Genomic DNA, 13,703 nt, shown 5'->3' on the forward strand with positions numbered 1-13,703 from the left:
GTTCAGACCTTTTTCGCATTCGTTATTTTATGTCTGAGCCCTTTGACTTTTATGCCAGAATCGGCTTCATTGCCTCTGCCAGCTTGTCCTTCTGAGCCTGAGCCTCTGCCAGGTCCTTGCCCAGAGTTGTAAAGTAGGTCTTGATCTTCGGCTCTGTACCAGAAGGACGAACTACAACCGTTGCTCCGCCCTCCAGAGCATAAATCAGTACATTGGCTGCCGGAAGACCGGTTTCCTCAGGCTTCTGATAATCTGTTACCTTCTCTACCTTATAGCCAGCGAACTCAGTGGGAGGATTGTCCCGCAGTCCCTGCATGATTCCAGCCATCTTATCCATACCGGTCAGACCCGGGAATTCAAAGCTGTCAACCTTGTTCAGGTAACGGCCATACTCTGCGTAAATCTCCTCCAGACGCTGCTTAATAGAACTTCCAATGCTGCGGTAGTAGGCTGCCATCTCGCAGATCAGCATGGAGCCGATAACTGCGTCCTTATCACGAACATAAGGACCTGCCAGATATCCGTAGCTCTCCTCGAAGCCAAAGATAAACCGCTCAACTTCACCTGCTGCCTCCAGACCTGCAATCTGATCTCCAATCCACTTAAAGCCTGTAAGCACGTTTCTCATCTCAACACCATAGTGAGCTGCAATCGCGTCTGCCAGAGGAGTGGAAACAATAGATTTTACAGCAACCGGACGCTCAGGCATAGTTCCCTTCTCGATTCGTCCTGCACAGATATAATCAAGCAGCAAAGCGCCCATCTCATTGCCGCTTACCAGCTCATAGGAACCGTCCGGACATTTCATGGCAATACCCACACGGTCAGCATCCGGATCTGTTGCCAGCATCAGATCGGCATCTGTCTCCTTAGCCAGATTCAGTCCCAGCTCCAGAGCTGCAAAAATCTCAGGATTCGGATAACTGCAGGTGGTAAAGTAGCCGTTCGGGTACTCCTGCTCCGGAACAATGGTAATGTCCGTAATTCCCATGTCATTTAAGACTGTGGTAACAGGAACCAGTCCGGAACCATTTAAGGGGCTGTAAACCAGCTTCAGTCCGGCAGTTTTGCACAGACCCGGACGAACCTGGCGGGCTTCAATTGCCTCATAAAAAGCCTTCTTACAATCATCGCCAACAAAACGGATCATTCCGTTTTCCACTCCTTCTGCAAAGGAGATGTACTTTGCGCCCTCCAGAATATCCGTCTTTAAAATCTCATCATACACAATGGCAGCCGCATCATCTGTCATCTGGCAGCCGTCAGGACCATATGCCTTGTAGCCGTTATACTTGGCCGGATTGTGGGATGCAGTCACCATAATACCCGCATTACACTGGTAATAACGGGTTGCAAAGGACAGAGCCGGTACCGGCATCAGAGCATCGTAAATACGTACCTTAATACCATTGGCAGCAAGAACTCCTGCTGCGGTCTTTGCAAATACATCGCTCTTTAAGCGGCTGTCATAGCTGATTGCAACTGTCTGGTTGCCGCCCTGAGTCTTCACCCAGTTTGCCAGTCCCTGTGTTGCCTGACGAACCACATAAATGTTCATTCTGTTGGTACCGGCTCCCAGCACGCCGCGCAGGCCTGCTGTACCGAACTTCAGAGCTACCGCAAAGCGATCTTTGATTTCCTCGTCATTTCCTTCAATTTTTGCCAGTTCCGGCTTCAGATCTGCGTCTTCCAGATCTGCTGCAAGCCAGCGTTTGTAATCATCCAGATACATAACTGTCTCCCCCGAATTTCTTAGTAAAAATATGTGCAGGAACACAAATTTTCCTAACTTAAATATACACTTTTTTAAAAAATCTGTCAATCCGTATCATAGAAACCTGACCGTCGGCAATTCAGAAAAAGGGAGGGATAACACCATGACCCTAAGCGAAAAACAGACGCAGAGCAGCTTCTATTCTGCCAGAGAATATTTGATTCCCAGAAGATCTATTTCTCCAATCAGCTGTATTCCTACGGCCAGGAGCCACCAGAGGAAGCCCTGTATACAACTGCTGTTTATGTCCGACTCTCCCATGACAGAGCTGCTGTAATTGAACATTTTCGTATAAATGGCTTCTCCCCTCTGTGGCAGGACGGCTTTGCCCTTTTTCCAGATCCCATTCCCAATGAAGAAAACAGCCAGATTTCCGGTCAGCTCCTTTTTTCCAAAGGAAACACCGACTATACAGCTCCCATCTCCCGACTGCAAAAGGGCATACGTACAAGCGCCTCCCTGTTCGGCCCCAACTCCTCCTACTGTATTTCCGCCGCCTTCAGCTTTCCCTTCGGCTCCATCCATCAGAGAGGCTATATCCTGTATGAGACACAGCTTCCTGACCTTCAAAGTGTCTATCTGATGTCCTTTAACTACTATCACTCTGGACACCCGTTCCATATCCCCTACCGAAGAATGGATCAGGCGCTGATGAAGGGAGCCTCAGGCGGAATCGGAACACGGCAAATGCAGCATTACTCCACCTGCTGGACCGAAGATTTTACCGTATCTCCCGCAGAAACTGACGCCGCCCTGTCTCCTGCTCCTCCAGAAGTTTAAGCTTCTCCACATTTTTTTCAGGAATCCATGCCTTATTTGTATTCATATAATAATTCAACTGTTTCCAGTATTTCTCCGGATACAGAAACAGATAGTACAGGCAGGCCCGATCCTCCCGGCTGGTGGGAAGCACCCGATCATAGCTTTCCATCATAGACGCCCCCAGCCGCGGATCCCAGCCATGCTTTTCCATAGCCTTTCTCATAAAACGGTACAGATCCGTCATCTGATCTCCCAGGTGCATCTGATTAAATTCAATAAATGCTACATCCTGAGAACCTATCAAAATATGATGCTGATCCAGATCTCCATGGCACAAAAAAAGACGGCTTTGTCCCTGCTTCTTCTCAAGTAGTTCCAGTCCGTCCTGAGCCTCCAGCGCCTGTTCATAATAACAGTGAAAGTGCTGCATCACACACAGTTCAAACTCACTTTTCTTCCGTTTTTTCCGGATAAAGGCACTGGCCCGTTTCATTTCTCTGCTGTGTCTTTTCATCTCTTCATCCACCCCCGGCGGAACCATCGAACCAAGATCCCACTCCTCACGCCAGGAAATTTTCCGAAATGCCCGGTGCAGAGCCGCAATCCTGCTTACGGCTGTCAAGATTTCTCTGCTGTCCCGCAGACTGCATTCCCGATCCAGAAACCATTTTTTCAGAATGTATCTGCTTCCATCCTCCCCTGTGGCAATCAGCGCGCCTTCCCGGCTGCGCACATACTGATCCACCTGGTCGAATCCGGCGTTTTCCAATTCCGTTAACACCGCCTCCTCAAACTCCAGACGCCGCAGGGTTCCTCTGTATTCTTTTAACAGCCGGATCCCGTCGCTTTGCTCACAAATCCAGGCCCCGCGGCCTCTCCTCACATTGAGAGTTTCCCCCTCATACTGCTGCAAAACATCCATATAACTGTCGTTCACGCCCACCCCTCCGCTCTCTGCTTCATCATTTTGCAACAGTTCAGCCATGCATCTTCTTGCCCGCTTACAGCGGACAGGAAGCATTGTACGTTCGCCCTATGAACTGTTACATCATTTTGCCTGTCAGCTACTTCCAGAGTATGAAAAAAGGGAGGCGATTATGCCTCCCAATAAAAATCCTGTTTCAGACCATTTCTCAGGTAATCGGTGCCGGATTAAAAATGCACATATCATTATGAAATCCGTACTGATCACTATAGGGTGCCTTTACACCGCTGGCTACATCCAGGATCATGTCAAAAATCTCCTGCCCCACATCTGCAATGGTTTTCTCTCCTGTAGCCACTTCTCCAGCAGAAATATCAATTAAATCAAACCAGTGATTCTTCATCTCATTCCGGCTGCAGACCTTAATAACAGGACAGATATCAAGGCCGTAGGGTGTTCCCCGCCCTGTCATAAATACCTGTAAACCAATACCGCTGGCTACCTGGCTGGGACCGCATACAATGTCGCTGGCCGGAGTTGCCGCATAAATCAGGCCGTGTTTTGTCGGCTTTTCCGCCGGAGAAAGCACCTCCACAATCTGACTGGTTCCGCTTTTGGCGATACTTCCCATTGCCTTTTCTACAATATTGGCCAGTCCGCCCTTCTTATTTCCCGGGGTAGGGTTAGCGTCACGATCCACGCCCCCCTGCTCTAAATAATCATCATACCATTTCATCTCTTCTGCCAGACGATCTCTAGTATGAGCATCCGGACACCGTGCTGCCAGCATATGTACGCCGTCGCGGACCTCTGTCACCTCACTGAACATCACAGTAGCGCCGCCCCGCACCAGCATATCTGCTGCATAGCCCGCGCTGGGATTGGCTGAAATACCGGAAAAAGCATCGCTTCCTCCGCACTGCATGCCAATTAGAAGATCCTTTAACGGAAGCTCCTCTCTAGTTCTCTGATTCAGTCTCTGAAGCTTTTTCTCTGCCATTTCCAGAATCGCATTCATCATGGCATCATGTCCGGCATAGTCCTGCAGCGTCAGAACGTTTTCCGGAGTAATATCCTCCGGCGGAAGAACCCGGTCGTAGGTCAGCTTCTCACATCCCAGTCCAACCACCATAATCTCTCCGCCAAAATTTGGATGACGAATCACATTGGTAATTGCACGAATTGGGATGCAGGCCAGAGGCGCATTAATGGCAACTCCGCAGCCGTAGGGATGAGTTACTGCAACAACTCCATCCACATTGGGATATTTAGGAAGCAGCTCCTTTTTTATCCGCTCAACAGCTACCTTCAAGACCCCTGCGGCACACTGAACGGTTGTCACAATTCCCAGAAGATTTCTGGTTCCTGCCGGCCCCTCTGCATTCCGGTAGCCCATCCAGGTTGTTCTGGTGGGCACAGGAAGATCCTCCATTTTTACCAGATTGGTTCCGTATTCCATATTTTCCAGTGACGGGCTTTCTGGAAGTTCCAGCATATGCTCATTAATCCAGTCTCCCCGTTTGATGTCATGGATTGCATATCCAAGAACCACTCCGTACCGGATAACTGCTTCTCCTGCCGGTATATCGCACAGGGCAATTTTATGAGCCTGGGGAATGTCCTGATTCACAGTTAATCCCTCCATAATTTCTGTTCCTGCCTTCAATTCTTCAACAGCAACTGCCACATTATCCTGATCTTTGATTTTCACGTATAAACGTGCCATAAGGTTTCCTCCCTTTCTCCCTTCCGGGTTTTCAAACACTTAAACAGATTCGTAAAGCTCCCGCATCTTCTCTCCACAGAGCTTTGCATTTTCTGGCGTCGTATTTTCCAGGGTTCCGTAGATAAACGGTTTTTCTCTCTTAATATACCGCATAATCGGCGTAAAATCCATCTCTCCCGTACCTGCGCCCACGGCCTTTAAACCATAGCCCTCTTGGACACGGACAAAGTCCTTAAAATGAACCATCGCAATATCCGGCCCCAGCAGCTCTATCGCCTCTGCAAACACCTCGTCCCGGTGATCCACATTTTCCAAATCCAGAAGATTAACCGGATCAAACAGAATCTGAAGATTGTGAGAACCAACTTCATCCAGGACAATCCTGGCCCTCTTCGCATTATACACAATATGCCGCGCTACTGGTTCAATAGCAAGAATCACTCCAAACTGCTCTGCACACCGAACCACCGGCTTCAGATTGCGGATAAAGAGGGCAAGAGCCTCCTCAGAACGGCATTCCGGACAATATCGATATTCCGCATTAGGAGCTCCTGTCTCAGTTCCCACCATGCCGCAGCCCAACAGGGAAGCAAAGCGGATATGGGAATAGTATTTTTCCAGAGAAGCGCGAATCACGGCTTCGTCCGGATGAGCCAGATTCAGATAATTGCCAAGAACAGCAATATCCATCTCATTTTTCTCAAACAGCCGGCGCAGGTAATGAGCATATCCTGGTGTCAGCGCTTCCGGACCGCAGGGATAATCCTTCATGGCCTTGCTCAGTGCCAGATGGGCACATGTATATCCCTTTTTTCTGATAACAGGAAGCAGCTCCTCCATGGGAAGCTTCTCTGCATCGTGAAGACGAAGACCTAACTGCAGCATACCGATTCTCCTTTCTTCTTCCATCTCAGCTGTTCGCTGACAGCCATCATACAGGCACCTGTTCCGTGCTGATTATCTGTCATCTGCGCTTCACTGACGTAATACCGGGCAGTACCGTCCCGATCCTGACGGTTATGAGGATCTGGTCCCTTTCCCAGTCCTGCGCTGGCGCAGATTCCATGTAAATGAAATCCATCCTCTTCCTTTTTCAGATAGGTATCACGGATTCCGTCCAGAATCCGGCTTCCCTCTTCTCCCAAAGCTCTGTCCAGAACTCCAAGGCGCGCTCCTTTCATCAGAGCATACGCAATCATGGCACTTCCGGAGGTTTCCAGGTAATTTCCTGGATATTCTTTCTGCTCTACCACCTGATAAATCATTCCTGTTTCCGGATCCTGATAAGGCAGCAGTCCGCGAACCGCATTTTTCAGCAGTTCTCCCAGCTCCTTTGCACGGGGTGTATGATCTACAGCCAGCTCATACACATCAATCAATGCCATTAAAAACCATCCCTCTGCACGGCTCCACACACACTCGCTTCTTCCCGTTTCCGGGTCGGCCCAGTCTGCCTGACGGCTTACATCGCAGCCGTGAACATAAAGCCCCAGATTCTCATCCCACAGAAGACGGTGGGCACTCTGAAACTGATCCAGAATATCATCCCACCGTTCTTCTCCGTTTTCTATCAGGGTTTTTGCATAAAACGGCATTGCCATGTAAAGACCATCCAGCCATACTTGGTTAGGGTAAATATCCTTATGCCAGAAATTGCCTGATTCTGTTCTGGGATACTGTTTTAAAAAATCATATGCCTTTTCCACTGCCGCAGCATACCTGGCATCTCCCGTCAAATCTCTGAGAATTCGAAGAGACTTTCCAAAGCTTACTTTATCAATATTATTCTCTCCCTCTTTCCAGTTGGCAACTGTTCCATCTTCAGCCATCAGCCAGTGAGCATTTTTCGTAATATACCGGTTCCACTCTGGATTTCCTGTGGCATCAGACAGATCTGCCGCGCCAATCACACAAAGATCATCCTTGTAATTCCATACCTTTTCTTTTAAAAATTTTGGAAATGCATTTTCCAGATATTGAGCAAAATACTCTAACCACATAGATACAACTCTCCCTTTCCCTTACATTCCTGCAAAATCTGCTACTCTGTTTATAATCCGGACTGTTTCCTTCATTGTTACTGGAGCTGTTGGCCGGAATCTTCCAGCCTCATCTAATGTCATAAATCCAAAATACAAAGCTCTCGCCACATTAGTTCCGTAATTATTGCTCACCTCGGCGGAATCGGCACATACAGGCATGGTACTGGATGCATTTCTGTAATTCACACCGCATGCCTGCATCGCTACCGTAGCCATTTCCTGCCTGCTGACAGTTCTTTCCGGATGAAGGCCTCCATCCTCGGCTCGGGCCAGAAGCCCCTTTTGAATAGCCCGCTCTACCCATGATTCTTCAGCCGTATTTTTCTCCATCCCCTCATGGTTGCTTCCAAACGCAAGAAGAATTTTTGCCAGGGCTCCGCGGCTGAGCATCTGCTCCTCCCCTGTGTTATCATCCGTTTGTAGAAATCCGCGGCATATCATGCGTGCCCTCTCTGTATCTTCTTCAGGGTCTTTGTTATACTCCAGAACCCGGTATTCCCTGCTGTACTCGCAGTTTCCATAAGCGTCCCTGGCAGACACGCGGACTGCTGTACAATCAGAAGGAACCGTAAAGACGGCTTCTCCTCCGGCCTGCTCCCACCGCCCACAGGTAGTTTTCATTTCCCAGCAATAGTTGCACTCTGTCCTCTCTCCACAGAACTCTACCAGAGCCTTCAGGCTGGCGCCCTTATACGGAACGCCGGCAATCCGCAGCTTACCAATTCTTGGAAAGAATTTTCCGTTAATTACTACATTTTCAATTACCGGCTCCTTCCAGTTCATGCTTCTCATACACTGCTCTGCCCCGTCAATCCTGATATTTCTCAGAATCAGACCGGTAATGGGAACCTCTTCAAAGGCTTCCAGAAAAATTCCGTAATCCCCTCCGTGGGCCGTTACATTTTCAATCGTAATGTTCCGGAACACCGGCAGATCATCTCCATTTCTTCCATCCTCATAAAGCATGGTTCCATGAACCGCTGCACCGTGAACATGTTCCATTACGCTGTCTGCCAGAATGACATCCTCCACTTTTCCTCCGCGGCGGGCGTTGGTTTTCAAACGAAGAGCGTAGGTCAAGTTCGGGCTGCTGAAGCGGTTAAATTCTGCCAGTACACACCGAATTCCTCCGCTCATCTCACTTCCCAGAGCTATCCCGCCATGTCCATCTGCAAATTCGTTATTCTCAATCAGTATATACTCGCATGCCTTGTTTGCCTCCCGGCCATCCCGATCCCGACCTGATTTCAGGCTGATGCAGTCATCTCCTGTATCAAACCGGCAGTTCCGGATATAAACTCCATGGCAGCTTTCCGGATCACATCCGTCATTATTGGATCCGTGGCTGGAAAGCGTCACTCCATCTACCGTAATACTCTCACACATTACCGGATTCAGCTGCCACATGGGACTGTGTTTCAAAGTAAAACCCTCAAACAGCACACGTTTGCACCGAATCGGCTGAACAAAATTGGGTCGAAGATAATGGCCCGGCCCGAATACCCTCTTTTCAACCGCAACGCCTTCCTGGTTCATTTTTCTCAGCAGTTTTCTGTCCTCAAGCTGAAGATCCGGCAAATCCTCAGACCAGGCATTTTCAACCTGATGATGCCAGTTCCACCAGTGTGCTACATCTGCGCCTCCGTCAAATACACCCGGGCCTGTTACTGCAATGTCATGGGCATCGCAGGCATAAATCAGCGGAGAATAATTATAGCAGGGCGTTGCCTCCCAATGAGAAAACACCAGCGGATAATGCTTTTCTAGTTCTTCATTTACAAATTGAATCAAAGTATCCGCGCTTTCCAGATGAAGCTCCACCCGGCTCCTTAAGGTAATCGCTCCTGTCAGATACTTTCCCGCCGGAACACAGACAATTCCTCCTCCTGTTTCGCTGATATGGTCGATAGCAAATTGAAATGCTTCCGTCTGAATCCTGCTGCTGTCCGGCTCTGCTCCAAACTCCAGGACAGAATACCTTTTATCTGGTATCACCGGCTTTTCAATTTTCCTTAAAATTGTTTCACGCAACTTCAATCTGTCCATGAAATTCTTCCTACTTTCCTATATATTCCAGATATTTATCCAACCGTTCTCCATGCCACTGATGCCCGCCCTCACAGATATCATGGAAAGGCAGCTTTTCCGCGTGACAGAGCCGATAAGCCTTTTCAATGACTGCAACCTGCTCCACCGCATTGACAATTCCTCTCGGCCCGTTCAGTCTGTCCTGCCTGCAGGACTGAATCACCAGAGGCCGCGGCGCAATCAGAGAAGCAATATCCCCCATATCCAGGTACTCCCACAGACGGGGAATATAATTGCAGGAGCAATTGCGGTTCAGCTTCAGAAGCGCATCGCGGAATCCATACATATAACCGCTGATAACTGCATACTGAACGCGTTCGTCCAAAGCAGCCAGATACAAGGTCTGCATTCCTCCTCCGGAAAATCCGAGACATCCCAGATGTTCCATATCCCACTCACCGCGTAATTCCAGATAATCAATCAGACGCATCAGATCCCAGACCAGCATTCCTGCGACCGGGATCCCCAAAGGCTCTCCCATATGAGCCAGCCAATAACAGTCTCCCTTTAATCCTAAAACCGGATCCTGCGTGTCCTCTTTTGCCTCCCGCCGTTCTCCGAAGCCCCGGCAATCCGGACAAACTGCAGCAAATCCCCTCCGTGCCAGCTGCAGACCATAGTCATACTGATACTGGGTTATTTTTTCCTGAACTGCTCCGTATTTCGCCAGACCTGCCACAGTATATTTTCCTGCTCCATTATGGCCGGGAGGGCATAAAAAGAGCCGGGTGTTCGGACCGGCATCTGCCGGAACCAACAGATACATGGTCATCCAAACATCCGGCTCTGTCTGAATCCTGATATGCTCTCTGCGAATCCCTTCCGGAAGCATTTTCGTCTCCATAATCACAGGATTTAAATCACAGACTTCCATTTTTTCCAGTCCTAAAAGTTCTGAAAGAAGTATGCGTTCCCTTTTTCTCCACTCCTCAAATTCTTCCGCTGAATGCCCGCGGAAATAATCACGGCGGGCAAAGCGGTCAAATTTACGAAGCATAGACGGAAGTGTTCCATAACAGGTCTGTATCTTCGGAAGCCGTTCTTCTGGATCAGTCATCATTGACATCCTGATTCACAGATACAGCAGCTGCTGCTTTTTTCTTCTTCATATGCTCGGAGAACAGCGGCCATACAACACAGAACACTGCAATTGCCAGCAGGGCGGCAGACAGCGGTCTGGTGAAAAATTCCTTGTAGCTTCCATGCGCATAGCTGATTCCCTGACGGAAGTAGCGCTCCAGCTTACTGGACAGGATAAAGGCCAGCACCAGCGGAGAAGTAGGCAGTCCTGCAATGCTCATAAAGATTGCCAGCAGGCACAGAGCAAGCATCACATAGATATTGAACATGGTATTGGAAATTCCATAACCTCCGATATAGCAAATAACCAGGATTACTGTATACAGGTAATGATACGGCACCTTCAAAATGTACGGGAACCAGCGCTTTGTCGCAATCTGGATAATATAGGTAACAATCGCTGCTACCAGTACGCAGGCAAAAATCAGCATAGCCAGATCCGGCTGCTCTGTCATAAACAGGGGACCTGCCTGCAGTCCGTGAATCGTCAGTCCGGCAATCAACATCGCTGTAATACCATCTCCGGGGATACCAAGTGCCATCATCGGAATCAGAGCTCCACCAAGAGAAGCGTTGTTTGCTGTCTCAGAAGCCCATACACCAGCCGGATTTCCTTTTCCGAAGCTTTCCGGATCCTTGTTGATGCTTTTTGCATAGCCGTATGCAACCATATTGGAAATACCTGAGCCCATACCGGGAAGGAAACCGATCCAGAGTCCGCTTGCAAATGCAAAAACAATGGTTTTGATATTTTCAATAATATCCTTGAAACCAATTCCAAGCCCCTTGTTTGTTACCGTATCCACATCCGGCATTTTTGCCTCGCCCTTTGCAGAGTCCCGGATAATCTGGCACATTGCAAACATACCAAGCATCTGGGCTACCGTACTGATACCTGCAGTCAGATATACGTTTCCAAAAGTAAAACGGGTTGCTCCGTTAATCGGATCCATTCCGATGCATCCCATCAGAAGACCAATACCTGCCGCCATGACGCCTTTAAAAATATTTCCCTTAGACAGAGAAGCCACAAGAGTAATGGCGCAGAAGCAGAGAGAGAAATACTCCCAGGGGCCCAGATGCAGGGCAAATTCAGCAATAACCGGAGACAGCAAAGTAGCCAGAATAACAGAACCTACTGTTCCAATAAAGGATGCTGTCATACCAATGCCCAGAGCTTTTCCTGCCTGTCCCTTCTGAGTCATGGGGAAGCCGTCAAAGCAGGTAGCAATTGCAGAAGAAGAACCGGGAATACCAATCAGCACTGCAGAAATAAAGGTTCCGGATACGCCTCCGATCCAGATTGCCAGCAGCAGCACAAATGAGGTTTCCGTAGAAAGGCCAAAGGTAACAGGAAGTAGCAGGGCAATACCCAGCGTTGCAGAAAGTCCGGGAATCGCTCCAAACACAATACCCAGAGATACCATTGCCACAATCAGAAGAAGATTGATAGGCTCCAGGCATGTCATCAATGCACTTATGTATTCACTCATTTTGTCGTTTCCCCCTTATTCAAACAGAATTCCGGCCGGCAGCTTAATCTGGAAGCCATAGACAAACATGGCGTACAGCACTCCCGTCACCAGAAGAGCAATGATAATGGACGGAATCAGTTTTACTTTGCTGTTGCCTCTTAAGTCATAGATAAAAGCTACTGTTGCAAACGGCGTTGTAATCAAAAAGCCCAGCCAGGTCATGGCAATGGAATAAAGTACAAGCATCAGAAAACTCTTGCTGATTTTCAGAATACCGCCCTTGGGGAAATACGGTTTTTCTTCAATTTCCCTTTCTTTGATTCCTTTTATAATCAAAGCCACAGAGCTTACGGCAATCAGAAAAATCGCCACATAGGGGAACAGTCTTGGCCCTGGCTCCAGAAGCTTGGCCGGCTGTTTGATGGACTGGCTTGCAAATAAGAAAAACGCACAACCAAGCAGGCCTACAATTCCTGTTTTTGTATCTCTACGCATTTTCATCTTCAGAAATCTCCTCCTTATTTAAGATGTCCCGGAAAACTTATGTTTTCCAGGACATGCTGTTAAACCATTTTCTTCTGGCTGCCTATTCCTGTACGTACAGGTCCAGCTCCTTTGCAATCTCTACGAAAGAAGCATACTCTTCGTCACGAATCTTTTTGGACTCTTCCAGGTCATGCCATCCGGGAATATTACCGATAGAAGCAATCCCTTCACTTACAGTTTCGTCCACACACACTGCCTGCATTGCTGCATTCATTTCTTTCACCATTGTCTCGTCCATTCCAGCCGGTCCGTACAGATAGTGGTTTACATACAGAACGCAATCCTCAAAGCCCTGCTCCTGCAGAGTCTTGTAGTTATCCGGCAGCTCCTCCGGATACATGGAAATGGTATTGCCGTCAGAAGATACGGTACCGATTACTTTCAGCTTTCCAGCCTTCTCATATTCCAGAGCATTTCCCACACCTACAACACCGATATCAATGAATCCCCCTGCCAGGTTAGTCAGGCGATCAGACTCAGAAGCGCACTCAACAGAGTTTAACTCAATGCCTGTAGCAGATGTAAGCATACCAAACAGGAAGGTGTTCGCTCCGGCTGCCGGCATACCTGCATTCAGTTCTCCTGGATGAGCCTTTGCATACTCTACAAATCCGGCAAAATCATCATACGGGGCATCGGCCGGTACTGCCAGTGTAGAGAAGCCGTTGTCCTGCAGACATGCAATCAGAGTCAGATCCTTGGTGGGATTAACTTCTGCGTTTCCGGTAATATACTGAATGTTCAGTGCGGAAGTTGCCACTGTCAAAGTCGTTCCATCCGGCTTTGCGTTTGCCACGGTCTGATGTCCTACCGTATTGCTGTCATAGTTGGTTACGGTTGTCTTTAAGCCATACAGACGATTCAGCCCTTCGCTGTAGTACCGGATGCCAAGATCCGAACCGCCGCCTGCCTTGCCGGGAACTACCAGAGTAATCGTCTCATCCTTTGGAAATCCGATTCCGTCAGCGGAAGCAACCGTCTCCTGGCTTCCTCCTGCTGTAGTTCCTGCTGCAGTTGCTTCCTCTTTCTTGGAGCTGCATGCAGTTGCACCTAATACTGCTGCTGCCAGAATTCCCGATAACAAAATACGGCTCATTGCTTTTCTCATAACATTTTTCTCCTTCTTCTTTCATGCTTCAGGGAAGACGCTCCCCCAACCCTCTTGGAATTACATTGTGACATTTTCTCATAAAACAAAGATTTTTCAGGATTAACCTGTTGATTTTATCCTGTTTTTTTGCTCCATGTCATCTGATAGTTGTATTATACCTATTTTATATTTTTT

The 13,703-nt window shown here is 48.4% G+C and carries 11 protein-coding genes; all 11 read right to left on the reverse strand.

What is annotated here, in order from left to right:
- Positions 1-49 precede the first annotated feature (49 nt).
- Positions 50-1,732 carry a phospho-sugar mutase gene (locus ACESON_RS01475; RefSeq protein WP_177958549.1) on the reverse strand — a complete coding sequence of 561 codons (1,683 nt, stop codon included), beginning with the start codon at positions 1,730-1,732 and terminating at the stop codon, positions 50-52.
- A 180-nt stretch (positions 1,733-1,912) separates the two neighbouring features.
- Entirely contained in the window at positions 1,913-2,377 is a 465-nt protein-coding gene (locus tag ACESON_RS01480; protein ID WP_373108160.1) for a hypothetical protein, read from the reverse strand.
- A gap of 118 nt (positions 2,378-2,495) precedes the next feature.
- Positions 2,496-3,473, reverse strand: coding sequence for a phosphotransferase (locus tag ACESON_RS01485; protein WP_177958547.1), 978 nt, complete (start codon positions 3,471-3,473; stop codon positions 2,496-2,498).
- 196 nt (positions 3,474-3,669) lie between these two features.
- Positions 3,670-5,187: a galactarate dehydratase gene (gene garD, locus ACESON_RS01490; RefSeq protein WP_373108162.1), complete on the reverse strand. Its 1,518-nt coding sequence runs from the start codon at positions 5,185-5,187 to the stop codon at positions 3,670-3,672.
- 39 nt (positions 5,188-5,226) lie between these two features.
- The gene (locus ACESON_RS01495) at positions 5,227-6,072 is read right to left on the reverse strand and encodes a TIM barrel protein (protein WP_177958656.1); all 846 of its coding nucleotides are present in this window, start codon (positions 6,070-6,072) and stop codon (positions 5,227-5,229) included.
- Positions 6,060-7,187 (reverse strand): glycoside hydrolase family 105 protein, encoded by a 1,128-nt coding sequence (locus ACESON_RS01500; RefSeq protein ID WP_373108164.1) that lies wholly within the window; start codon positions 7,185-7,187, stop codon positions 6,060-6,062. The genes ACESON_RS01495 and ACESON_RS01500 overlap by 13 nt, the downstream gene beginning before the upstream one ends.
- A gap of 21 nt (positions 7,188-7,208) precedes the next feature.
- A complete protein-coding gene (locus ACESON_RS01505) occupies positions 7,209-9,275 on the reverse strand; it encodes a glycoside hydrolase family 28 protein (RefSeq protein WP_373108166.1) in 2,067 nt (688 codons plus the stop codon).
- Between the two features lie 10 nt (positions 9,276-9,285).
- The gene (locus tag ACESON_RS01510) at positions 9,286-10,377 is read right to left on the reverse strand and encodes a dienelactone hydrolase family protein (protein ID WP_373108169.1); all 1,092 of its coding nucleotides are present in this window, start codon (positions 10,375-10,377) and stop codon (positions 9,286-9,288) included.
- Positions 10,367-11,890 (reverse strand): tripartite tricarboxylate transporter permease, encoded by a 1,524-nt coding sequence (locus tag ACESON_RS01515; RefSeq protein WP_373108171.1) that lies wholly within the window; start codon positions 11,888-11,890, stop codon positions 10,367-10,369. The genes ACESON_RS01510 and ACESON_RS01515 overlap by 11 nt, the downstream gene beginning before the upstream one ends.
- Before the next feature lie 15 nt (positions 11,891-11,905).
- Positions 11,906-12,373 carry a tripartite tricarboxylate transporter TctB family protein gene (locus tag ACESON_RS01520; RefSeq protein WP_177958652.1) on the reverse strand — a complete coding sequence of 156 codons (468 nt, stop codon included), beginning with the start codon at positions 12,371-12,373 and terminating at the stop codon, positions 11,906-11,908.
- 85 nt (positions 12,374-12,458) lie between these two features.
- Positions 12,459-13,526 (reverse strand): tripartite tricarboxylate transporter substrate binding protein, encoded by a 1,068-nt coding sequence (locus tag ACESON_RS01525; RefSeq protein ID WP_373108173.1) that lies wholly within the window; start codon positions 13,524-13,526, stop codon positions 12,459-12,461.
- Between the last annotated feature and the right edge of the window lie 177 nt (positions 13,527-13,703).

The organism is Lachnoclostridium sp. Marseille-P6806, assembly GCF_964238185.1.
Classification (GTDB): Bacteria; Bacillota; Clostridia; order Lachnospirales; family Lachnospiraceae; genus Brotaphodocola.